Source organism: Mycolicibacterium sp. SMGY-1XX, from assembly GCF_059132455.1.
Genome location: NZ_CP101139.1, coordinates 7235945 through 7259305, shown reverse-complemented (window position 1 = coordinate 7259305; position 23361 = coordinate 7235945). Strand labels below are relative to the sequence as shown.

At 69.0% G+C, this 23361-nt stretch carries 20 protein-coding genes; 8 read left to right on the top strand and 12 right to left on the bottom strand.

Features of this window, described 5'->3' with window-relative positions; genetic code table 11:
- Positions 1 to 144 precede the first annotated feature (144 nt).
- The 7 genes from trxA to NL241_RS34605 all read right to left on the bottom strand — a co-directional run bounded on the left by trxA (position 145) and on the right by NL241_RS34605 (position 9568).
- Entirely contained in the window at positions 145 to 483 is a 339-nt protein-coding gene (gene trxA / locus NL241_RS34635; RefSeq protein WP_487692061.1) for a thioredoxin, read from the bottom strand.
- Positions 480 to 1481, bottom strand: coding sequence for a thioredoxin-disulfide reductase (trxB, locus tag NL241_RS34630; RefSeq protein ID WP_487692060.1), 1002 nt, complete (start codon positions 1479 to 1481; stop codon positions 480 to 482). Before trxB ends, trxA begins: the two co-directional genes overlap by 4 nt.
- 82 nt (positions 1482 to 1563) lie before the next feature.
- Entirely contained in the window at positions 1564 to 2046 is a 483-nt protein-coding gene (locus NL241_RS34625; protein WP_494396412.1) for an RsmA family anti-sigma factor, read from the bottom strand.
- 32 nt (positions 2047 to 2078) lie between these two features.
- The gene (gene sigM / locus NL241_RS34620; protein ID WP_494396411.1) at positions 2079 to 2645 is read right to left on the bottom strand and encodes an RNA polymerase sigma factor SigM; all 567 of its coding nucleotides are present in this window, start codon (positions 2643 to 2645) and stop codon (positions 2079 to 2081) included.
- Positions 2646 to 2709: 64 nt separating this feature from the next.
- A complete protein-coding gene (gene murJ / locus NL241_RS34615; RefSeq protein ID WP_494396410.1) occupies positions 2710 to 6438 on the bottom strand; it encodes a murein biosynthesis integral membrane protein MurJ in 3729 nt (1242 codons plus the stop codon).
- Positions 6435 to 8795, bottom strand: coding sequence for a hypothetical protein (locus tag NL241_RS34610; protein WP_487692056.1), 2361 nt, complete (start codon positions 8793 to 8795; stop codon positions 6435 to 6437). Before NL241_RS34610 ends, murJ begins: the two co-directional genes overlap by 4 nt.
- On the bottom strand, positions 8792 to 9568 hold the full coding sequence (locus tag NL241_RS34605) for an NUDIX hydrolase (RefSeq protein ID WP_487692055.1): 777 nt from the start codon (positions 9566 to 9568) through the stop codon (positions 8792 to 8794). Before NL241_RS34605 ends, NL241_RS34610 begins: the two co-directional genes overlap by 4 nt.
- A 92-nt stretch (positions 9569 to 9660) precedes the next feature.
- Here NL241_RS34605 and NL241_RS34600 point away from each other — a divergent pair, with 92 nt between their 5' ends.
- Together NL241_RS34600 and NL241_RS34595 are read left to right on the top strand one after the other, a co-directional pair.
- Entirely contained in the window at positions 9661 to 11181 is a 1521-nt protein-coding gene (locus tag NL241_RS34600) for a CCA tRNA nucleotidyltransferase (RefSeq protein WP_487692054.1), read from the top strand.
- 5 nt (positions 11182 to 11186) lie between these two features.
- Positions 11187 to 11690 (top strand): pullulanase, encoded by a 504-nt coding sequence (locus tag NL241_RS34595; RefSeq protein WP_494396409.1) that lies wholly within the window; start codon positions 11187 to 11189, stop codon positions 11688 to 11690.
- A gap of 63 nt (positions 11691 to 11753) precedes the next feature.
- On the opposite strand, the gene NL241_RS34590 is transcribed toward NL241_RS34595, so the two are convergent.
- Positions 11754 to 12527: a TIGR03084 family metal-binding protein gene (locus NL241_RS34590; RefSeq protein WP_494396408.1), complete on the bottom strand. Its 774-nt coding sequence runs from the start codon at positions 12525 to 12527 to the stop codon at positions 11754 to 11756.
- A 9-nt stretch (positions 12528 to 12536) separates the two neighbouring features.
- Positions 12537 to 13823, bottom strand: coding sequence for an MFS transporter (locus tag NL241_RS34585; protein WP_494396407.1), 1287 nt, complete (start codon positions 13821 to 13823; stop codon positions 12537 to 12539).
- Positions 13824 to 13942: 119 nt separating this feature from the next.
- Here NL241_RS34585 and NL241_RS34580 point away from each other — a divergent pair, with 119 nt between their 5' ends.
- The gene (locus NL241_RS34580) at positions 13943 to 14548 is read left to right on the top strand and encodes a YqgE/AlgH family protein (protein WP_494396406.1); all 606 of its coding nucleotides are present in this window, start codon (positions 13943 to 13945) and stop codon (positions 14546 to 14548) included.
- Here NL241_RS34580 and NL241_RS34575 read toward each other — a convergent pair.
- Positions 14545 to 14910, bottom strand: a complete 366-nt coding sequence (locus tag NL241_RS34575) for a hypothetical protein (protein ID WP_494396405.1) — start codon at positions 14908 to 14910, stop codon at positions 14545 to 14547. The two genes, NL241_RS34580 and NL241_RS34575, sit on opposite strands and share 4 nt — an antisense overlap.
- A gap of 38 nt (positions 14911 to 14948) precedes the next feature.
- Positions 14949 to 15836 carry an LpqN/LpqT family lipoprotein gene (locus NL241_RS34570; RefSeq protein WP_494396404.1) on the bottom strand — a complete coding sequence of 296 codons (888 nt, stop codon included), beginning with the start codon at positions 15834 to 15836 and terminating at the stop codon, positions 14949 to 14951.
- 221 nt (positions 15837 to 16057) lie between these two features.
- Between NL241_RS34570 and leuS the strand changes: the two genes are divergently transcribed.
- From leuS to NL241_RS34555, 3 genes are all read left to right on the top strand, one after another.
- On the top strand, positions 16058 to 18907 hold the full coding sequence (leuS, locus tag NL241_RS34565) for a leucine--tRNA ligase (RefSeq protein WP_494396403.1): 2850 nt from the start codon (positions 16058 to 16060) through the stop codon (positions 18905 to 18907).
- Positions 18908 to 18970: 63 nt separating this feature from the next.
- Positions 18971 to 19705 carry a GntR family transcriptional regulator gene (locus tag NL241_RS34560; RefSeq protein ID WP_487692044.1) on the top strand — a complete coding sequence of 245 codons (735 nt, stop codon included), beginning with the start codon at positions 18971 to 18973 and terminating at the stop codon, positions 19703 to 19705.
- Entirely contained in the window at positions 19705 to 20184 is a 480-nt protein-coding gene (locus NL241_RS34555; protein WP_494396402.1) for a RidA family protein, read from the top strand. Before NL241_RS34560 ends, NL241_RS34555 begins: the two co-directional genes overlap by 1 nt.
- On the opposite strand, the gene NL241_RS34550 is transcribed toward NL241_RS34555, so the two are convergent.
- The gene (locus NL241_RS34550; protein WP_494396401.1) at positions 20181 to 20768 is read right to left on the bottom strand and encodes an SRPBCC family protein; all 588 of its coding nucleotides are present in this window, start codon (positions 20766 to 20768) and stop codon (positions 20181 to 20183) included. The genes NL241_RS34555 and NL241_RS34550 overlap by 4 nt on opposite strands.
- 208 nt (positions 20769 to 20976) lie before the next feature.
- On the opposite strand from NL241_RS34550, the gene NL241_RS34545 reads away from it, so the two are divergent.
- Positions 20977 to 21972 (top strand): LLM class flavin-dependent oxidoreductase, encoded by a 996-nt coding sequence (locus NL241_RS34545; RefSeq protein WP_487692042.1) that lies wholly within the window; start codon positions 20977 to 20979, stop codon positions 21970 to 21972.
- A 367-nt stretch (positions 21973 to 22339) separates the two neighbouring features.
- Positions 22340 to 23350, top strand: a complete 1011-nt coding sequence (locus tag NL241_RS34540) for an ABC transporter substrate-binding protein (protein ID WP_487692041.1) — start codon at positions 22340 to 22342, stop codon at positions 23348 to 23350.
- Positions 23351 to 23361 lie beyond the last annotated feature (11 nt).

Below are 23361 nucleotides of genomic sequence, written 5' to 3'. Positions count from 1 at the left end.
GTCACGGTGGTTCGACCGCCGATGAGCAGCCGACCAGGCGAGGCAGACTAGCCAGTATTCTCTCAGACCCGCGCCCGATTCCGGAAAACGCCAGGCGGGCGCGCGTGCCGCCTACCTGGGGTCAGCGGGTGAGACCGAAGGCTGTCAGGACACCGCTTCGCCGAGCTCGCGCAGCAACGCGGCCTTGCCTTTGGCGCCGACGATGCGTTTCACGGCCTGGCCGTTCTGGAACAGGATCATGGTGGGAATGGACACCACCTGGAAGTCCCTCGCCGTCTCCGGATTGGCGTCGACGTCGAGCTTGGCGACAGTGAGCTGACCGGCCTTCTCACCGGCGATCTCCTCGAGCACCGGGGCCACCATCTTGCACGGGCCGCACCAGGTGGCCCAGAAGTCGACCAGCACGGGGGTGGTGCTGTTGAGGACATCTTCGGCGAACGAGTCGTCGGAGACGGTCAACGTCTTGCTGTCTGCTGCGCTCACTGGGGTGCTCCAATCATCTGGGTTTCGGGGGTCTCGGAGGGGGCGGGAGTGTCGGTGAGCCAGCGCTCGGCGTCGATGGCGGCCGAACAGCCCATGCCCGCCGCGGTGATGGCCTGTCGGTAGGTGTGGTCCACCAGGTCGCCGGCGGCGAACACGCCCTCCAGCGACGTGGCCGTGGTGCGGCCCTGGGTCAGCACGTATCCCTCGGGGTCCAGGTCGACGAGACCGCGGACCAGTTCCGAGCGGGGATCGTGGCCGATGGCGACGAACACGCCGGTCACGGCCAGGGTGGACTCCTCGCCCGTGATGGCGTCGCGGACGCGCAACCCGGTCACGGTGCCTTCGCCTTCGACCGCGACCACCTGGGTGTTGGTCAGGATCTTGATCTTCTCGTTGGCCTCGGCGCGGTCCAGCATGATCCGCGACGCGCGGAACTCGTCCCGTCGGTGCACGATCGTGACACTGCGGGCGAACTTCGTCAGGAAGGTCGCTTCTTCCATGGCGGAGTCGCCACCGCCGATCACGGCGATGTCCTGGTCCTTGAAGAAGAAGCCGTCGCAGGTGGCACAGGCGCTGACACCGCGCCCCAGCAACTCCTGCTCGCCTGGAACGCCCAGGTACCGCGCGGCGGCACCCATGGCGAGAATCACGGCACGCGCGCGGTACACCTCGCCGCCGCCTGTGGTGACGGTCTTGACGGGCCCGTCCAGGTCGACGGACTCGATGTCTTCCATCTGCAGGTCGGCGCCGAAGCGCAGCGCCTGCTCACGCATCTCGTCCATGAGTTCGGGACCCATGATGCCGTTGCGGAAGCCCGGGAAGTTCTCCACCTCGGTGGTGGTCATCAAGGCACCACCGAACGAGGTGCCTTCGAAGACCACCGGCGACAGGTTTGCCCGAGCCGCGTAGATAGCCGCGGTGTATCCGGCAGGACCGGAGCCGATGATGATGACGTCATGAATCGGCGCCTGGCCGTTCTTCGACGATGTGTCAGTCATGCGGGCCTTTCTCACAGTCGTTCGGCGATCAGATCGCCGCATCTCGTTAACAACAGCGTAGGCGGGGGTGTTCCCGCCTGTGTCACGGCCGGGTGACGGTTGTGTCGGCGAACAGCCCGGTGTGCGCCACGCTGCACTGTGGCGCCACGGCGAGAGCGTTCACCACACCCGGTTGCTCGGACTCCAACAGCAGCACGACGGCCGGGCGGCCGTTGATCTCGACGGGGCGGGCTCCCTGCACCGCTGTGGTGATGGGGTACCCCAAACCGCTCAGACATGACGCCAGCCGCGAGGGATCCCGCAGGGACCCCAGGTCAGGCGGCTGGTGCAGGAGTGCGCCGAGTTCGGCGCCCGACAGCGGAATCACCGGACGAGGAACACCGACCGTGAGCGAGCGTGCGGTGGTCAGGGTGCCGGCGGCCGGGGCCGCGTCGCTCAGCAAAGTGGGAACCGACACGCCGATGGCCACCGCGATCGCGGCGATCCCGATGACCACCCCAGCCGGGCGCACGCCACCGCGTGCCGGCCGGGCGGCGTGGGCGGGCTGATCCGCTGAGGTCCCCACCCGGGTAAGTGTCCAACATCACCAGCAGCGGTTCACGCGGCGTCTCGGTGAGCCGGGCGCAGCTCTGCCAACAGCACCGCCAGCCGGGCCCGTCCGCGCGAGCATCTGCTCTTGACGGTGCCCTCGGGCACGCCCAGCAGTCTGGCGGCGTCGCTGCAGGAATAGCCGTGCATGTCGACGGCCACCACGGCGGCGCGCTGCTCCGGCGGCAGCGTGGCCAGGGCCCGGTGCACCAAGACCGCGGTGACGACAGCGGCATCGACGTCCGAGGCGCTCACCCGGTCGGCATCGGTCAAGGCGGTGAGCACGTCCTCGCCGCGGCGGAGCTGATCGATGCACTTGTTCAGGACGATCCGGTGCAGCCAGGTGCTGACGGCGGCGTGTCGGCGGAACCGGGCGGCGCCGTTGTGCACGGCCAGCATCGCCTCCTGCACGGCGTCGGCGGCATCTTCGGGGCTGCGGGTGCGCCGCAGCGCCAGCCGGGCCAGCTGTCGCTGGTACCGGTGGAACAGTTCCTCGAAAGCACGGGGATCCCCGGCGGCGTGCGCGGCGATCAGCTCGACATCGGTGCGCTGAGTTTCTGGCGAGATCGGGGCCACGGACGGCACAGTATGGGCCGGCCCAGGGCACGGCACTTCACCGCGGCCACCGTCTGTGCACAGGTCAGGACGCCGCGCGCACCGTGATCTCGTTGATGTCGGTACGGCTCTGCCCGTCGGTGGTGCCCATCTTGGAGATCCACACCAGAAGATTCGAGGTGGGCTCGGCCGCGTTGACCTGGATGGTGTTGTCACCGGTCTGCAGTGTCTGCGGCTGGGTCAGGGCCGTGGTGGCATCGAGGCTCGACGGGTTCGCCGACGACGCCGAACGGATCTGGACCTGGGTGCCGGTGCTGGTGACCCCCAGCGAGACCGACGCCACCCGGGTGGCCGACGGCAGCTGCAACAGCAATCCCACGCCGTTCTTGAAGCCCGGGAAGGGATCGGCGTCGGAGTAGGTGTCGGTGGGCCACACGGTGGCGCGGTCACCGTCGATGGCCAGCTCCGCCAGGTCGGGATTGTCGGCGCCGCCCTCCGGTGAGAACACCGTGGCGCTGACCGGCTGCACCACGGTTCCCGGGGTCGTCGACGTCTGCTCGCTGGAGCTCTCCTCCGACGGGGGATTGAGGCCCAGTTGCTCGCCGATGCTGGTGCCTCCCACGTCACCGAAGATGCGGCTGAGCACGGTGGCCAGCAGCACCAGGGCGACGATGATCACGACGGCGCCGGCGGCCAGTCCGATCAGCACGCCGCGGCGTCGCCGATTCTGCGTGTCAGGGTCGTCGGAGGCGGTCAGGCGGGCCGCCAGGCCCCGCGCGGGGGGCACGGGTTGGACCGGTTCCAGCAGGTCGGTCCGATCGGCCTCTGCGGTGGCCTGCTGCAGCAGGTTCAAAAGTGTTGGTGCGGTGCGTATTCCACCACTCGGCTGTACCGAACGGGCCGCGGCGGCCGAGATCTGGAACGGGATGTCGTTGTCCACAGAGCGCGGTTCCACCGGATTCCCCGCTGGATCGAGGTCCGCTGGAGCCAACCCGCTGGGGGTGCCGCTCTCCGGCAGTGGCCAACGATTGACCAGCAGCGCATACAGCGCCGCCCCGATTCCGCGGATGTCGTCTTCGGGGCTCGCATCCTCCATGGTGGCCGGGAAAGCCAGGGCGACATCGCCTTCGATGCTCACCCGGACCCGGCTCGGGTGATCGATCGACAGCGCGACCCCGGCATGGTGTGCCGCTTCGGCAGCCGCGGCCAGCGATTGGATGGCGCGGGCTCCACCGATGGCCGACGGTGCGGTGTCGGCCACCTCCTGCAGGGACCCGCCGCGGATCCATTCCGACACCACCATGCCGCCGGCACCGGTTCGGGCGACGTCGAGAACCCTGGCGACGCCGGGCATTTCGATTCGGCTGAGTTTGAGGGTGCGGGTCAGGATGGCTTCGAGTTCTTCGTCGGGCAGCGTGCCTTCAGGGTCGACGAAGGTCAGCGCCACCTGCCGGTCCAGCGCGGTGTCGAGTGCCTGCCAGAACTGCAGATTGGGCGGGCCGCCGTGGAAGACGAGCAGCCGGTAGCGGCCACCGGCGATGCTCGCCCCGGGAATCAGCTGTACATCGTCATCGGGAGCGGCGTTGTCCAGCGCCGGCTCGCGCGGAGCGTCGAAGGCGATGGGTTCGCGTGTCGGGTCGCCGGCGAAGTCGGCGTTCGGACGTTTGGGCGGTACGGGAGGGGCGACGGTACCCACGGGCGGATCGCCCGCACCGGGATCGAGATCGGGGTCCAGCCCGGGGTGGAAGTCGGGCTGGAACTCGTCGGCTGACTGTCTGGGCAGCTTGGTCGTCGGGGCCCCGGCATCGGGGTTGCCCGAGGTCTCGTCGCTCACCGTCGGTCCTTTCCCCATCCCTGCGGCAGCCGCTGCCGAAGGCGTGTCCTCGCCGAACCGAGGCCCGGCCGGGGGACGGCCCGGCCGTCCTCCCGATCCGGGCGAAGTCCTGTGCTCAGGGTACGGGACCCGCGCAGTGGCCGATGACGAGTCAGGCAGCGCCGCCGCAGGTACCGGCGCCGCAGGAGCGCGGCCGAGCCGACGTTTGACCGCCGCGGCTGCGGCGACCGCGTCGGGCACCTTCGCCCACAGCAACACGGCCACCACGATCGCCAACATCAACACCGCGAGCACGAACAGCCGTAGCAGCGAACCGGCGCCACCGAAGTTGGTGGTGAGTGCTTCCAGGCCCAGCAACTGGTCGACCGCGTGGGCGAGCAGGCCGGACAGCAGCGAGGCCGCCGTCGTCACCAGGATCGTCCGCACCACCGGCAGTTCCAGCAATCTGCCACCACGTGGCCTCAGTGCACGGCGCAGCAGCACATGACCCATCACGGCCCCGGCCGTGAATCCCAGGCCGTTGGCCAGGCCGAGGTAACCGGCCACCATGTCCGGGTTGTCGGTCAGGTGCGGCGCGGCGAAGGAGGCCGCGACCTTGACCGTGGTGATCACGATGATGACGGCGATCGGTGTCCACGGTTGTTCCCGCGCGTAGAACACCCGCAGCTGCAGCAGCACCAAGGCATACGGGATCAGGGTGAATGCCGACAATGCGATCGCCAGGCCGAGGTAATTGGCGTCGACCGAACCGAAATTGCCGTAGGCGAACAGCGCGCTACCGATCGCGGTGCCGCCGACGGTCATCACGGCCACGATCGGGATGAGGGTGATCATCGTCAGCCGGGTGGCCAGCGACAGGTCGGCCAGTACCGCGGAGGTGTCTCCGGAGGCGGCGTTACGCGACAGCCGCGGCATCACCACCGTCAACACGGTGACGCCGATCATGCCGAACGGCAGCATCAGCACCAGCCAGGTGTAGTTGTAGATGGCCGGACCCGAAGCGGCTGCGGTACTGGCGATCTGGTTGCCGATCACCAGGCCGATCTGGCTGATCAGCACGTAGAGCACCATCGCCGAGGCCATGGTGCCGAACTTCTTGAGCCGGTCGTCGATGCCCCACAGCGGGCGAAGGCTGATCTTCTCCTTGCGGATCGCGACGAACAGCACCGCGGTCTGCGCGAAAACGCCCAGGGTGGTGCCGATCCCGAGGACCAGCAGTTTGGCGTTGCCCATCTCCACCGGGTCGATGGACAGCTCGCCCGGTACCAGCACATACAGCCCGAGTGTCGCGATGGCGACGATGTTGTTGACCACCGGCGCCCAGGCCGGCGCGCCGAAGACGTTGCGGGTGTTCAGGATTGCCATGAACACCGACGACAACCCGTAGAAGACCACCTGCGGGAGCAGCAGATAGGCGAACGCGGTGGTCAGCGGCTCGTTCACCTGCGGGTCGTCCCCGAGCATCAATCGGACCAGTTGGGGCGCACCGAGCACCGCCAACACGGTGGTGACCAGCAGCAAGGTGGTTGCCAGTGTCACCAGCCGACGGATGAAGCCGGTGCCGCCGTCGGGGTCATCGCGCTCGGCGCGGGTGAGCACCGGCACGAAGATCGCGGTGAACGTGGCCTCCAGCACCAGCGCCGCAATGAGATTCGGCAGCTGGTTGGCGACGGTGAACGTGCTCGACAACGCGGCACCGAGGATGGTGGCCAGCAGCACGATCCGGATGAAGCCGGTGAGCCGGCTGATCAACGTCGCGAACGCCATTCCCCAGGACCGCGACACCACCGCCGAATCGGACAGTTCGGCGCGCACCGCTTTGGTGCGCTGCCCGGGCTTCACCCACACCGATTGCTGCCGGGTGGTCCGGGGCGGGCGGGAATCGCGCGCAGAAGTGGGTTTGCGCGGGGGTGGGGGAGTGGGCCTGGGTGGACGCGCAGGGATGCGCCTGGGTGGCTGCCGGCCGGACGTGGCACTCATGGGCGACCCGGTTCTGGTCGATCGAGATCGGCACGGTCGGGCTGGCCGCGGAACCGGTGCCAGAGCCGGCGGCCGGTCAGCAACGCCAGCACCGCACCGGCGGACAGCGTGATGAAGAACAGCACCTTGCCGTAGGCGTTCGAGTTCACCGAAAGGCGCACGGGTTCGCCCAGCGGCAGTCCGTCCGGGGTGCGCAGTGAGGCGTCGACGGCCACCCGCTGGGTGAAGTGCACCTCGATGGGCACCCGCAGCGGCAGGAATCCCGGGGGCAGCTCCTGCTCGCCGATGTCCTCCACGGTCATACCCGGAGGCACGGCCAGGTCGAGCCGCACCCGGATCGGTACCGCCAGGTCATTGCGCAGGGCCAGCGGCAGGGGGCTGCGTTCGGTGGCCAGTGTGTAAGCACCGCCGGGGTTGACGATGGTGACCGCGCCGAAGAGATCCTCGATGGTGCCCCCCACCACGCCGAGGCGTTGGCGCGCCAGGTCGTTGCGGGACGGGGCGGGTTCGGACTGACTCAGGGCCCGCAGCATGTCCTCCCGCAGCGGGGCGGTGTAGGCCACGCCGGTGAGCCCGGTCTGCGGGTTGGTGGTCAGCGCGGCCGTGAGACCCCACAGCCGGCGCAGCTGGCCGGACAACTGGCCCACCACGCCGTCGTCGATGCGACCTTGGGCGTTGCCGTCCGCGGCCGCCGACACCGGCTGCAGCGGACCGTGCACCGCCGCGGCTTGGGCCACCACCGCGGGCAGCGGCTGGGGGACCGCCAGCCCGGACCGGATGCTGGTGGCCAGCGTGGTGAGAATCGCCTGCGCGTCATTGGCGCTGAGGTTCCAGGTCAGCGGCGGCATGAGGATCTGGGCGCGCGGCTCGGTCGCCGGATGCAGGCCCCGCCACAGCATCGCCGACAACGCGTCCTGGCGTCGGGACACGCTGTCCTGGTCCAGCGGCACCGACAGTGACGAGTCCAGGTACGACGGCGCCGCCGGCGACTCGCCCAGCCCGGCGAGCGCGGCGCCCACGGTCGGGTCGAACGGCATCGCGACCACCTGGCCGGACAGCCGCCGCGGCGCCAGGTCGGCGGTGGCCGCTTCGCCGGTGGTCTCGTCCTGGGCGAAGCCGTCGGCGGCGGCGATGGCCACGGTGGGGCCCTGTGCGGTGAGCAGCTGCACCGTGCGGCTGGTCAGTGGGCCGTCACCCACCAGGGTCACGCCGCGGGTGGAGGTGACACCCAGGATCTGGTCCACCAGATCGAAGACGGTGGTGGTGGCGAACATGCTCAGGTTGGGGTCGCCCACCCGGTCCACCGCGTCGAGATTGGCCTGTGCGTACGGGGTGGCGGTGACACACATCCGCTGGGCCAGCTCCCGTAGCCGGTCCAGCCACGCGGTGGCGGCGGCCTGACCGGCGCCGGGTTGACCCGGTGGCGCCAGCGGATCCGCGGAGTTGCCCACCACGTAGCCGCCCGTCATCGCATTGACGGTGACCAGCAGGTCGGGGTCGACGGCCAGGCACAGCGCCCGGGTGACCTCGCCGCCGGGATCGACGGTGGGCCCGGTGGCGAATTCCGCGGCGGCCAGCAGGGTGTCGAGGCGTCCGCCCGGGGCCAGCGACGTGGCCAGCGAGTCGTCGGTCAGCCGCACCGGTGTGGTGCCGCCGGGCACCCCGGGTGCCAGCTGAGGCCGGTCCGCGATCGGCCACAGCATCGTCACCGGTACGGGGCGGGAGGTGTCGGGGGCTACGACGTCGTCGACATCAGCGCCGACGCCCTCGGGACCGCTGTCGGGGTTGTCGGCCGCCCGCGGCACCCCGAGCACCGGCAGCAGGAACCGCGCGTCGTCCAGGCGGGCGGGCTCGCCGTAGTCGGGGGTGCCGTTGACATTGACCAGCAGCGGATACACGCCGGGGGTGTCGATGTTCAGCGCGGGTTCGGTGGCCGAGCGCAGGGGATAGGACAGTGTGAACGGAGCCCGCTGACCCTGCTGCAGTTCTTCGGAGACGTCGATGAACTCGGCGACCGCGCTGTACTGGTCGTTCTCCCCGCCGAGATCGGTGCGCAACTGGCTGGAGTCCTCCACCATCGGGGCCCGTTCCAGGCGCGCGACGATATCCCGGACCGGCCGGTCGCCGACGTTGTCCACGGTTCCCGACACCGTGACCACCGGCGCGCCGGTGGTGGTGACGGTCTCCGGGGTCACCCGGTCGACGTTGATCACCAGGAAGGGTGCCGAGCCCGGTTCCCCGGCAGCGGCCTGCGGCAGCGCCGCGGGCAGTGCGAGGAGGGCGAGCAGGATCGCGATGGTGACGAACCGGGGCGCCGTGAGAGAGAACTTCTCCAGCCATCGACGCCGGCGCGTCACGGGCTCGGCCCGCAACCGCCCGCCCGGCCGGGTGCGGATTCGTCGGGCCGGCGGCGGCGGGTACGCGAATGCGTCTGTGGCCGCCGGCGTGGAGTGCTGCGCGGCAGCGGCGGCAGCGCGTTGGGCCCGTCGGTCTGCAGCTTGTGGATGAGCTCGCCGGCGACCTCGGCCAGCTTGCGCTCGTCCGCGTAGGCCAGCCGGTTGGGCAGTTCATTGACCGGCACCCAGGCCACTTCGGTGACCTCGACGTCCTCGTCGGAGAGCTCACCGCCGGAGAACCGCATCAGATAGTGGTGCACGGTCTTGTGCACGCGCCGCCCCTCGGTGACGAACCAGTAGTCGATGCTCCCGAGCGCGGCCAGCACACTGCCCTGGATCCCGGTCTCCTCCGCGACCTCGCGGATCGCGGTCTGCTCCGCGGTCTCGCCCTGCTCGATGTGGCCCTTCGGCAGCGACCACAGCATGCGGCCGCGGCGGTCGATCCGGCCGATCAGTGCGGCCACCTGTTCTTCCAGGGGTCCGTCCAGGCCGTCGATCACCAGGCCGCCCGCCGACGTCTCGTGCACCGTGCGCAGGCGGGCCGCGTTCTTGTGGGCCTGCCGCGGCCGGCGCGGTTTGGCCGGTGCGGCCTCGGGCTCAGGAGATGGCGTCGCGGGAGGTGAGGGCGTGGGGGCCGCGCTGTTCTCGGCCGCGGCTTGGGGTGGACCGGCGGCACGACGACCCCGGCGGCGACCGCGGCGCCGTCGTGGTTTGGCCTGTTCGCCGTCCGACACCCAAGCGATAGTAGCTGGCGCCAGGTCAGCCTCTTGCCTCACTCGCCGGTCGGTGGCGGACGGACCGGCCGAGCCCTCTAGGCTCATTGAACGTGCCTGACGTCGCAACCGATGCCGAACTGCTGGCCCGTGCAGCGGTCACGCTGAACGGGCATGCCCAGGTGTTGGAGTCCCTCGGCGAGCTGTTCGACGGAGCCGGACGTCAACTCTTCCTGGTGGGTGGGCCGGTGCGGGACGCGCTGTTGGGGCGGCTCCCGCAGCCCGGGGACGGCGTCGCCTACGACCTCGACTTCACCACCGACGCCCGCCCCGATGAGATCCAGAAGATCCTGCGGCCGTGGGCCGGATCCGATCGGGCCATCTGGACCACCGGAATCGAGTTCGGCACCATCGGCGCGGCGCGCGCCGGCGTCCGCGTGGAGATCACCACGTTCCGGGCCGACAGTTATGACCAGGTGTCGCGCAACCCCGAGGTCCGGTTCGGGGACCGTCTCGAAGACGATCTGGTGCGCCGCGACTTCACCGTCAACGCGATGGCGGTCCGGATCACCGGTGCGGGCCCGGGGGAGTTCCTGGACCCGCTGGGTGGGCTGGACGCGCTGCGGGCCCGGACGCTGGACACCCCGTCGGCGCCGGAGACGTCGTTCGGGGACGATCCGCTGCGGATGCTGCGGGCCGCCCGGTTCGTCTCGCAGCTGCGGTTCGAGGTGGCGCCGCGGGTGCGCACCGCCATCGTGGAGATGGCCACGCAGATGGCCCGGATCACCCCGGAACGCATCGCCGCGGAACTCGACAAGCTGATGCTCGGCGCCGACCCGGTGGCGGGCATCGAGCTGTTGGTCGACACCGGTCTGGGGGAGCAGGTGCTGCCCGAGGTCGGCGCCATGCGGATGGCCATCGACGAGCACCACCAGCACAAGGACGTCTACCAGCACTCGCTCACCGTGTTGCGGCAGGCCATGGATCTGGAAGGGCCCGCCGGTTCTGACGGTGGCGGCCCGGACCTGGTGTTGCGATGGGCGGCCCTGCTGCATGACATCGGCAAACCCGCGACCCGCAGGCATGAGTCCGACGGCGGGGTGAGCTTCCACCATCACGAGGTGGTGGGCGCCAAGATGGCCCGCAAGCGCATGCGGGCGCTGAAGTACTCCAAGCAGATGGTCGACGACGTCTCCCAGCTGGTGTATCTGCATCTGCGGTTCCACGGCTACGCGGATTCCAAAGGGACGGGCAAGTGGACCGATGCGGCGGTGCGCCGGTATGTCACCGACGCCGGGCCGCTGCTGGGCCGCCTGCACAAGCTGGTGCGCGCCGACTGCACCACCCGCAACAAGCGCCGGGCGGCGCGGCTGCAGGCCAATTACGACGATCTCGAGCAGCGCATCGCCGAGTTGGCGGCCAAGGAAGACCTGGCCCGGGTGCGGCCGGACCTCGACGGTAACGCGATCATGGAGCTGCTCGGCATCCCGGCGGGTCCGCAGGTGGGGCAGGCCTGGCGGTATCTCAAGGAGCTGCGCATGGAACGCGGCCCGCTCGAACACGACGACGCCGTCGCCGAACTCCTGCGGTGGTGGGAGGCCGACGGGAACCCGCAGAGGTCGCAGCCCGACTAACGGGTATGGATTACTGCCTGGGTGCCGATGACGGCACCGCCACCATGTGGTCGGCCCTGCCGGACGTGGACACCGACGGCGACGGTGTGTTCGACGCGGTGGCGCTGGATTTCGACCGCGACGGCCTCGAAGACGACGCTCTTGCCGATCTCGACGGCGACGGGGTCGCCGATCACGCTGTGCTGGACCTCGACGGGCAGCCGTCGTGGTTCACCGACGACGGCACCGGAACCTGGGCGGTGCCCGCCGACCCGGCCGGCCGCAGCGGGCCGTTGCGCTGGCTGAGCCTCGACGGCCTGGAGAGCTCCGGAGGTCCAATGGTGGATTTCGACGGTGACGGGGCCGTCGATGATCTGCTGCTGGACAGCGACGGCGACGGCCTGGCCGACCGGGTGCTCGGCGACGACCACCGCACCGGCTATGTCGACCATGACGGCGACGGTCGCTGGGACGTCAAGCTCGTCGACGCCGACGGTGACGGCACCGCGGACGACGCCGCCCCCCTGTGACCTACGGCCGAGCGCGCGTGTCTGTACAGCGACGCGCCGCCTCAGGCGTACAAATGCGTGCGCTCATCGGCCCGGGCCGGGAGGCCCCGCGAAGGCCTGCGCAATCGTCAGCCAGGTCTGCGCATCCGCGCCCACGGCCGTCACATCCAAGGCCGCACGGGGCCGTCGCTGGGTCACCAGAAAACAGAAGTCCTCGGCCGTCCCGGTGACCCGCTGAGCCGCATCCTCGGGACCCCACACCCAGGTCTCACCGGCCGGCCCGCGAAGTTCCACGTGAAACGTTTCCGTCGGCGGAGTCAAGCCATGGACGGTAAAGGCGAAGTCACGAGTTCGTATACCGAGGTGGGCGATGGACCGCAGCCGCGCCGTCGGCGCCCGCACCACCCCCAGCGCGTCCGCCACATCCAGGCCATGCGCCCAGGTCTCCATCAACCGCGCGGTCGCCATCGACGCCGCACTCATCGGCGGCCCGAACCAGGGCAGCTTGCGTCCGGCGGGCACGGTACGCAACGACGCGTGCAGCGCTGCACGGGTGGACCGCCACGCGCTCACCAACTCCGCCGGAGCCGTCGCCGCCAGCTCCTCGGCCCCGGCATCGACGAAGCCCGCCGGATTGGTGGCAGCGGCTGCGAGCACGTCGGCGAACGCCGGCTCGTCGCTGACCGACAGCAGCGCCACCCGGTCGGTCCACAGCAGATGAGCGATCTGATGGGTGATGGTCCAGCCCGGCGCCGGGGTAGGGGTGTGCCAGCGCTCGTCGGGAAGGTCGGCCACCAGCGCGTCCAGCTCGTCGGATTCGGCTTCCAGCTCGGCGATCAGGGGACTCGCGTCGGCCATGCCGTCACCTTAACCGGCCGCGGATCGCCGGCCGATGATCATGTGGGCGGCCATGCCCAGCAGGTAGACCGCCGAGCCCGCCACCACCAGACCCGGGGAGTACCCGTCGGCCGGGATCACCGCGGCCGCCAGTGTGGTCGCCACGATGAACGACACCCAGAACAGTGAATCCTGGACCGCGAACACGTGACCGCGCAGGGCGTCGTCGACGTCGATCTGCATCGCGGAGTCAGCGCACAGTTTGACGATCTGGCCGGCCGCGCCGAGCAGGAAACCGCAGGCGAACATCATGGGCAGGTACAGCGCGATGCCGGCCAGCTGGATCACCGCCGCGCACAGCAGGGCGCCGTTGGTGGTCGTGAACCGTCCCCAGCGCTTCACCGCCATCGGGGTGATCAGGTTCGCCAGGAAAGAGCCGGACCCGGTGGCCGCCACGAAGGTGGCCGCACTGCCCAGCCCGGCCACCTCCACGCTGGGGATGTCGGTGTGACGCACGATGACGAGCACCAGCAGCGTGTTGATGCCGAAGACCATGCGGTGTGCGGCCAGCGCGGTCAGTGTGGCCGCCACCGACGGCACCCCCGCGACCGTGCGGAAACCGTGCAACCAGCCCGTCGACACCGCGTAGAGCACCGACCCGTGGATGGCGCGCAGGGTGTCGTCGGGCCCGAGGATGTACGGCGGGAACCGCAGGGCCAGCAGCAGCGCCAACCCCACCGGTAGGGCCACCAGGAACTGGATCACCGAGGCGCCGATGTCGTCGGCACCGATCAACCACCGGGGGACCAGCATGAAGATGGCGCCGAAGAAGGTCGCTGCGGCCCCCGCGGCGGTGGCCACGGAGTTCATCGTCACCACCTGGCCCCGGGGCACCACGTGCGGTAGGGCCGCCGACAGCCCGGACGCCACGAACCGGGTGAACCCGTTGACCAACAACGCGCCGCACAGGATGGGGATGTCACCGGCGCCGACGGCCAGCAGCACCCCGACCAACACGATGAGCAACAGCCGGCCCAGGTTGGCACCTACCAGCACCGAGCGCCGGTCCCAGCGGTCAAGCAGGGCACCGGCGAACGGTCCGAGCAGTGAGTACGGCAGGAACAACACCGCGAAGGCACCGGCCACCGCCCAGGGAGTGGCCGCCCGGTCGGGATTGAACAGCAGGGCGCCGGCCAGGCCCGCCTGGAACAGCCCGTCACCGAACTGGCTGGCCAGCCGCAACTCCAGCAGCCGCCAGAACTGCGGGAGGCCTCGCACCGAACGCCACACGGCCACGGCGGCACGCGCGTCAACCACTGAACCTTCTTCCCCTGCACGTTGCGGCGCACGGTTGCCTGATGGGACCAGCCTACAAATATGCGTCATGCCGACCTCGGTTCGCCACGACGGCGGCACGCTGGTGCCATGATGGACGGGTGGCCCAGTCGGAAGACCCCGAGGATTTTGTCGCACCCGCGGCTCACCGGGTGCGCGCCGGTACGTTGTTGCTGGCCAACACGGATCTGTTGGAGCCCACGTTCCGGCGCAGCGTCATCTACGTCGTCGAGCACAACGACGGCGGCACTCTGGGCGTGGTGCTGAACCGGCCAAGTGAGACCGCGGTCTACAACGTCTTGCCGCAGTGGGCGAAGCTGGCCGCCAAACCGAAGACCATGTTCATCGGCGGGCCGGTCAAGCGTGACGCCGCGCTGTGCCTGGGCACGTTGCGGGTCGGGATGGATCCCCAGGGTGTCCCGGGACTGCGCCATGTGGCGGGCCGGATGGTGATGGTGGACCTGGACGCCGAGCCCGAGACGGTGGCTCCGGTGGTCGAGGGTGTGCGGATCTTCGCCGGCTATTCGGGTTGGACCATCGGTCAGCTGGAAGGCGAGATCGATCGCAACGACTGGATCGTGTTGTCCGCGTTGCCTTCTGACGTTTTGGTGGAGCAGCGGGTGGATCTCTGGGCGCGGGTGCTGCGGCGCCAGCCGATGCCGATGTCACTGCTGGCCACGCACCCCATCGACGTCAGCCGCAACTAGCCCTTGTTGGCCAGCGGCGATCCGCTGGCGCACGACAGCGTGCAGGACGCGCAGCTGCTGCCGCAGTCGGCTTCGGGCTGCGGGCGGGTGGCGAACCGCGCGCCCTGCCACGAGCCGGCGATGACGGTGCCCAGCGCGCCGAGCACACACACGATCAGCACCACGAGCCCGGTCGACGCGGGCGCCAGGAGCGCCACCGCACCGCCGGCGGCGAGCATCACCCCGGCGGCCAGCTGGACCGGCGCCACGGTGCGTAGGACCTGCTGGGTGAAGTCGGCGGTCCGCGGTCGCGTCAACGTCCACACTCCCGAGCCTGCGGCAGCAATCGCGGCGCACAGGCACACCACACCGGCAATGAGCATGCGCTCACCTTACGAGGTGACGCCGCTGCCCGGAAAATTCAGGGCGCGGGCGCGGGTACCGGGGCCGGCGGTGCCGGCGGCGCTGCCGGCGCAGGACCGGTGATCCGGAATCCGTTGACGATCGCGTCGGTGGCGTCGGCGGCGGCCACCACCTGGCTGACGGCGGTGGTCACCGACAGGGTCACCAGGTACTTGTCCGCGCCGGAGCTGGCCAGCACATGACGGCGTGAGGTGTTGAGCGTCATGTCGTTCTGCCGGTAGGTGCCTTCGATCAGCGAGGACGGGAATCCGCCGAACGGCGCCAGCGACGCGTCGGTGGACTGCCAGTTCGGCAGTTGCTGGCTGTCGATGAAGCCGTGGGTGATCGCCTCGTTGCCGTCGAACGCACCGCCGGCCAGCCGGTAGATCACCACCTGCGCATTGGAGGTGTAGAGGCCGTCGCCGCCCACCCGGTCGGCGATCACCGCGAAGGCGTCGGGCACGTTCGGGTCCGGTACCTGCGACCACCCCGGCGGCATGGGCAAGGTGATGTGCAGCGCAGTGAAGGTTCGCGGGTTCTGCGGCTCCAGGACGACGCCTTTGCCGGCGAGGAACTCCTTGATGGTGCCGGAGGTGGCGGGCACCAGGGCCGGTGCCGACGGAACGTTACGCGGAGCACCGAGCGTGGGCTGGGCGACCTGCTGGATCTGCGGGGCGTACTGCGCCTGGGGGGCGACGTTGGCGGTGGCCGGCTGGGTGGGCACGCCGGCCGGGACGGGTGAGACGCCGGCTTGCTCGATCATCGTCGCCGGTGTCGGAAGCGGTGGCAGCGGCAGTGTCGGCTCGGCGGTTGCGGTGCCTCCGGCGAGGCTCACGGCGATACCTGCGGCGACACCCCCCGCGAGCACCCGCTTGCCGGCGGCGCGGGCGGTGACTCTGTCGAACATGGCCACTCGATCCTTTCGGGTCCGTCTGTGTGGGTATGGCCCCCGCCATCCCAGGTCAGGCGCCGACTGTATCCATCACCGTGACGGGTTTGCCAGAGCTGGAATCGAGCTGGAATCAAGCGCTGATGTGTCCGCAATGGAACCGATACGTTGCCGTGACCGGCGGCACCGGCCCGCCACGCGCTTTTGGCCCCCGGACTTGGCCTTATTACCCTGTCAGCGTGGCGCACCCCCCTGTTTCCGAGACCTCCGGTCCTACCGACGACACCCCTGCGTTCCGCTACTCGGCGGACCTCGCGGGCCGGATCGAGCAGAACTGGCAGGAGACCTGGGAGCGGGAAGGCACCTTCTACGTTCCCAACCCGGTGGGCTCCCTGGCGCCCGCGGACGGCAGTTCGGTGCCCGCGGACAAGATGTTCGTCCAGGACATGTTCCCGTACCCGTCCGGTGACGGCCTGCATGTCGGGCATCCGCTCGGCTACATCGCCACCGATGTGTACGCGCGGTACTACCGGATGCAGGGCCGCAACGTGCTGCACGCGCTCGGGTTCGACTCCTTCGGCCTGCCCGCCGAGCAGTACGCCGTGCAGACCGGTACCCATCCGCGCACCCGCACCGAAGCCAACATCGTCAACTTCAAGCGCCAGCTGGGCCGGTTGGGTCTGGGGCACGACGCCCGGCGCAGCTTCTCCACCACCGATGTCGACTTCTACAAGTGGACCCAGTGGATCTTCCTGCAGATCTACAACGCCTGGTTCGACACCGAGCTGGGCCGCGCCCGCCGCATCGACGAGCTGATTGCCGAATTCGACTCCGGCACAAGGACACTTGATGACGGAAGATCCTGGCAGGAGCTTTCGCGGGGCGAACGCGCCGACGTGATCGACGGTTACCGCTTGGTGTACCGGGCGGACTCGATGGTCAACTGGTGCCCCGGCCTGGGCACGGTGCTGGCCAACGAAGAGGTGACCTCCGACGGCCGCAGTGACCGTGGCAACTTCCCGGTGTTCCGGAAGCGGTTGCGGCAGTGGATGATGCGCATCACCGCCTACTCAGATCGGCTGCTCGACGACCTCGAGAACCTGGACTGGCCCGAGAAGGTCAAGACCATGCAACGCAATTGGATCGGCCGCTCCGTCGGTGCGTCGGTGCAGTTCGATTCACCCGCCGGGGACATCGGCGTGTTCACCACCCGCCCGGACACCTTGTTCGGCGCAACGTATCTGGTGCTGGCACCCGAACACGACCTGGTCGACACCCTGGTCTCCGAGACGTGGCCCGACGGGGTGGACCAGCGCTGGACCTACGGTGGCGCCACTCCCGCCGAGGCCGTGGCGGCCTACCGCGCCGCGATCGCCGCGAAGTCCGACCTGGAGCGCCAGGAGAACAAGACCAAGACCGGTGTGTTCCTGGGTGCGTACGCGGTCAATCCGGTCAATGGAGCGCAGGTTCCGATCTTCATCGCCGACTATGTGCTGGCCGGCTACGGCACGGGCGCCATCATGGCGGTGCCCGGCGGCGATCAGCGGGACTGGGACTTCGCCACCGAGTTCGGCCTGCCCATCGTGGAAGTGGTGTCCGGCGGGGACATCTCGCAGGCGGCCTACTCCGGTGACGGGACGCTGGTGAACTCCGGTTACCTCGACGGCCTGGACGTCGCCACCGCCAAGGCGAAGGTGACCGAGCACCTCGAGGCCGACGGGCGCGGTCAGGGCCGCGTCGAATTCAAGCTGCGCGACTGGCTTTTCGCCCGTCAGCGGTACTGGGGCGAACCGTTCCCCATCGTCTACGACGCCGACGGGCGCGCGCACGGGATCCCGGAGTCGTCACTGCCGGTGGAGCTTCCGGACGTGCCGGACTACTCGCCGGTGCTGTTCGACCCCGACGACGCCGACAGTGAGCCGTCCCCGCCGCTGGCCAAGGCCACCGACTGGGTGAACGTCGAACTCGATCTGGGTGACGGGCTGCAGCCCTACACCCGTGACACCAACGTCATGCCGCAGTGGGCGGGCAGCTCCTGGTACGAGCTGCGCTACACGGACCCGCAGAACCCGGATGAGTTGTGCGCCAAGGAGAATGAGGCGTACTGGATGGGCCCGCGGCCCGCCGAGCACGGACCGGGTGACCCGGGTGGTGTGGACCTCTACGTCGGCGGCGTCGAGCATGCCGTACTGCACCTGCTGTACTCGCGGTTCTGGCACAAGGTGCTCTTCGACCTGGGCCACGTGTCCTCCAGCGAGCCGTACCGCAGGCTGGTGAACCAGGGCTACATCCAGGCGTTCGCCTACACCGACTCGCGCGGCTCGTATGTGCCGGCGGCCGAGGTGATCGAGCGCGACGGCAAGTTCTTCTATCAGGATCAGCAGGTCAACCAGGAGTTCGGCAAGATCGGCAAGAGTCTGAAGAACTCGGTCTCGCCGGACGAGATCTGCGACAACTACGGCGCCGACACCCTGCGCGTCTACGAGATGTCCATGGGTCCGCTGGAAGCGTCGCGGCCCTGGGCCACCAAGGACGTGGTCGGCGCGCATCGCTTCCTGCAGCGGGTGTGGCGACTGGTGGTCGACGAGGCCACCGGCGAAATCCGGGTCAGCGATGCCGATCTCGACGATGCCACGCTGCGGATCCTGCACCGGACCATCGAAGGGGTGTCCGACGATTATGTGCACCTGCGCAACAACACCGCGGCCGCCAAGCTGATCGAGTACACCAACCACCTCACCAAGGAGGCGGTCACCGCGCGCGCGGCCTTGGAGCCGCTGGTGCTGATGGTGGCGCCGCTGGCACCACATCTGGCCGAGGAATTGTGGCGGCGGCTGGGCCACGACACGTCGCTGGCGCACGGTCCGTTCCCGGTGGCCGATCCCGCCTACCTCGTCGAGGACACCGTCGAGTACCCGGTCCAGGTCAACGGCAAGGTGCGGGGCCGGATCTCGGTGCCCGCCGACGCGGACAAGAACGCGGTGGAGGCGCTGGCGCGCGCCGACGAGAAGGTGCTGGCGTTCTTGGCGGGTGCGGAACCCAAGAAGGTGATCGTGGTTCCGGGCCGGATGGTGAACCTGGTGGTGTGATTCGGCTGGGTACCGCTTCCGACGACGGATCGAATAGAGTATCCAATGTCGAAAGGGGGGCCCATGTCACCGCGATCCTCCACCACCCCGCCGCGCGCCCACACCAGGTCGGAGCGCAACGCCGGGCCGCGGGCGGACTTCGTCCGGCCGAAGACGGCTCAGCAGGCGGTGGCCGAAGCGCTGCGACAGGACATCACCACCGGCAAATTGCCCCCGGGGAGCTGGATCGTCCAGGAGTCGGTGGCCGAGCAGTTCGGCGTCTCGCGTATCCCCATCCGGGAAGCGCTGAAGACACTCGAGGCCGAGGAGTACATCACCTATGTTCCGCACAGTGGGTACCGCGTCACCAAGCTGAGCCTCGCGGAGCTCACCGAGGTGTTCCGGTTGCGGGACATCCTGGAAGAAGAACTGATTCGTGATGCCATGCCGGCCATGACGGATGCCGTGATCGACGAGATGCGCAGCTGCATGGCCGCGATGGATCGGGCCGCCGAGAACGAGGACCTGGTGGCCGTCGGTATCGCGAACCGCCGATTCCACTACCTGACCTTCGAGACCAGCCAGATGGCGCGCACCAAGCGAATCGTCAATCAGCTGTGGAACACCGCGGACGCGTACCGGCCGCTGTATGCGCACCTGATGGATCTGAGCCGGGTGAACGTCGAGCACCACCTCATGGTGGACGCCCTGGACGCCCGCGATGTCGAGCGCGCGGTCGAGATCAACAACGCCCACCGCGCGCATTCCGTGCAGCACCTCACCGTGGCGTTGAGCCAGGATTCGGAGCAGGCTTCGTAGTGGCGCGCGATGCCGCAGTGGGCGCCCCGCACCACCGTCTGGCGCAACGGGGCCTCGAGCTGCCCCCGCCCGCGGCGCCCAAAGGTGCGTACTTTCCCAGCCGGCGCTGTGGTGACCAGCTCTGGGTGTCCGGCACCACGGGCCGGGTGGGGTCCACGCCCGCGCTGCGGGGTGTGGTCGGCGCCGACGTCACCCTCGAAGAGGCCCAGGACCAGGCGCGCACGGCCGCGCTGAACCTGTTGGCCGCGATCGACGCCGCGGTGGGACTCGACGCCGTAACCGCTCTGGTTCATCTACGTGGATATGTCCGGGCCACAACGGAATTCGACGCCCACCCCGCGGTGGTGGACGGGGCGTCGAAACTGCTTCTCGAGGTCTTCGGGGAGCAGGTCGGAGCACATGCGCGCACCGCCATCGGCGTGGCCTCGTTGCCCGGCGGAGCCTGTGTGGAGCTGGAACTCGTTGTGACGCTGAGCTAGCGGACGCGTTGGGCGAGCCGGCCGAAGGCCAACCCCAGTGCCACCCCGGCCACGAAGGTGGCCAGCAGCGGCTGCAGCGCCGGGGGCACGGTGTCGGCTCGGCGCGCGGCAGCGGCCGCCGGGGTCTGCGAATCCTGTTGCGGCGCAGCGATCATGGTGTTGAGGCGTTTGGCGAACTGGCCCAGGATGCGATTGCTGACCTGCGAGATGACGCCACTGCCGAACTGCGCGATGCGCCCGCCCAGCTCGAGGTCGGTGGACACGGTGACGTCGGAGGTGCTGCCGTTGCCCTCGGCCACCATCGTGACCGTGGCCTCGGCGGTGCCGTTGCCCTTGCGATCGCTGGCGCGGCCCCGCACCACCATCTGATGGCCGATGTCGTCGCGCTCCACCACGGTGGCGGTACCGGACAGGGTCAGGCCCACCGGGCCGACCTTGACCGCCACCTGGGCGCGGTACTCCTGGCCGTCCTGTCCTTCCAGGGTGGCTCCCGGAATGCAGCTGGCGACGCGGGGGATGTCGGTGAGGGTGTCCCAGGCGACGGACAGCGGAGCGTCGACTGTGAAGGTGTTGACCAATCGCACGAAATTCACCTTTTCTTCGCGTTCCGGTTGTGAGCCTGCCGACCCAACCTTACGATTGGATACACTATCCAACCAGGTGTGAGTCGAGGCCGCGAGGTACGAGCGGCCGAAGAGCTCACACCCGATTGATCAACAGAGTGCGAGTCGAGGCCGCGAGGTACGAGCGGCCGAAGAGCTCACACCCGATTGATCAAGAGAGGCACTGCCGATGTTGAGCAAGGGAGTCGGGCTCTTCCCGACGGAGCCCGCCGGCACAATGCGTGAATATGTCCAGCTCAGCGAGTCGCTGGGCTACGAACACGCGTGGTTCGGCGATTCGCAGAACATCTGGCGGGAGTCGTCGACCGTCATGGGTGCCGCCGCCGTGGGCACCGAGAAGATCATATTGGGCACCGGTGTCACCAACGCCGTGACGCGCCACCCGTCCCTGTTGGCCTCGACGTGGGCCACCTTGTCGGAGTTCACCGGCGGACGTGTCGCCCTGGGCATCGGCACGGGGGATTCGTCGCTGCGCACCATGGGCCTCAAACCGCTCAAGCTCGCCGAACTCGAGGAGTCCATCTCCCAGCTGCGCACGCTGTTCCGGGGTGAGAAGGTGCGCGAGGCCACCAGCGGCGCGGAGTACCACCTCAACTATCTGAGCGCGCCGTTGGACATCCCGATCTACATCGCGGCCTCCGCACCGAAGATTCTGAAGATGTCGGGCCGCATCGCCGACGGGGTGATCGTCCTGGTGGGTACCGCCCCCAACTTCATCGAGGGCGCGCTGCGCACCATCGAGGCGGGTGCCAAGGAGGCCGGCAAGACCCTCGACGACATCCACATCGTGTTGTGGACGCCCACTGCCATCGATGAAGACCGGACCAAGGCGCGAGACCTGGTGCGCGCGCACGTGTCCCGAGTGGTGATCCGGCCGCTGCCGGCCAAGGTGGAGCCGGCCCTGGAGCGCGCGATCGAGCGGATCCGGGAGCAGTACAACTACTACGAGCACATGAATCCCGAAGCGGCCCATGCCGATCTGGTGCCCGATGACCTGGTCGACCTGTTCGCGCTCGCAGGCACTCCGGACGAGTGCGCGCAACGGCTCAAGGAGATCGAGGCACTCGGTGTCGATCAGGTGTCCATCGTGCCGTTCGTGCGCCCGGGCGAGAGCCGGGCACCGACCATCCGGACCTTCGCCGAGATCGTCGACCGCGCATCGTGACCTCCTCGCCGGCGGGACCCAGTGCACGGAGTCATCCGGCGCCGGGCAGCGCGGTGCCCGGTGCACCGCCCCCACTGAAGCGGGCGCTGACGCCCGCCGACGGCGAACTGACCACCCCCGACAAGGCGCACCACGAACACCCGGTGTCGCCGGTCCCAATCCGAGAGCATCGCGGCAGCGGCGGATACACCGCAGCGGTGGCGATGTTGGGAATTGCTGTGGGGCTTGAACTCTCGAATGTGATGACAATGCGCCGACAAAGCGGTCGGCGCACGTGACCTACGCGCTACTGTCGCCTGACATTGACGCAGATCACACCCAACCGTATGTTGTATCCAATATTCAGTACCGATCCGGGAGGCCCCCGATGTCCTCGTTTCTGAAAATCCTCACCACCATGTTCGCGGTGATCGCGCTCTGTCTGGGCCTGTCCGCCTGTGCCGACGAGTCCCAGGCACCGCAGTCCGGCGGCGGCGAATCCGCCGAAGGTGGTTCTGCCACCAAAGAACTGAGCATCTCCGCCACCGGCGTCGACAGCCTGCCGTTCATGGCGATCCTGCAGGCCGGCATCAACAAGGGCTGGTTCGAGGAGGAAGGCCTCACGGTCGACCTCTACTCCGGCGGCGGCGGCGGCAACACCCTGCGCGTGGTCACCAGCGGCGACGCCGACATGGCGATCGCGGGTAACAGCTCGGTGCTTCTGGCGGCCCAGCAGCCGAACTCGAACCTCAAAGTGATCGCACCGTGGTTCCAGGTCAACGACTTCTCCTGGATCAGCCCTCCCGGCCGCAGCATCGAGGGTGCCACCCTGGGCTTCAGCTCCGCCGGTTCGTCCACCGAGCTGATCGTCAAGGGCCTCGAAGAGAAGCTGGGCGTCAAGGCCCAGGCCGTCGGCGGTATGGGCGACAACTGGACCGCCGCCAAGGCCGACCAGATCACCGCCGGCTGGGCGATGCAGCCGTTCATCGCCGACAAGGTGCAAAGTGAAGGCGCCCAGGTCCTGGTGAACTCCCGCGACGAGCTCGGTGACCTGCCCGCCGACCTGGTGGCCGTCAACGCCGAGTACGCCAACGCCAACCCCGACAACATCAAGGCGTTCTTCACGGTGGCGCAGCGGCTCAACGAATGGGTGATCAGCAACCCCGACGAGGCCGCTGCCGAGATCGGCCCGCTGGTGGGCGTCAGCCCCGAGGTCATGAAGGCCGCGTACGAGGCCACCCCGGACATGGAGAAGGCCTACTCGCTCAAGGTCGACGCCGACGGTCTGAACAACCTGTCCGATCTGATGGTCAAGGCCGGCCAGATCGAGCAGCCGGTCGACTGGTCCACCATGCTGGATCAGCAGTACCTGCCCGAAGACGCCCGCGCGACGTTCTGACGTCGCTGACC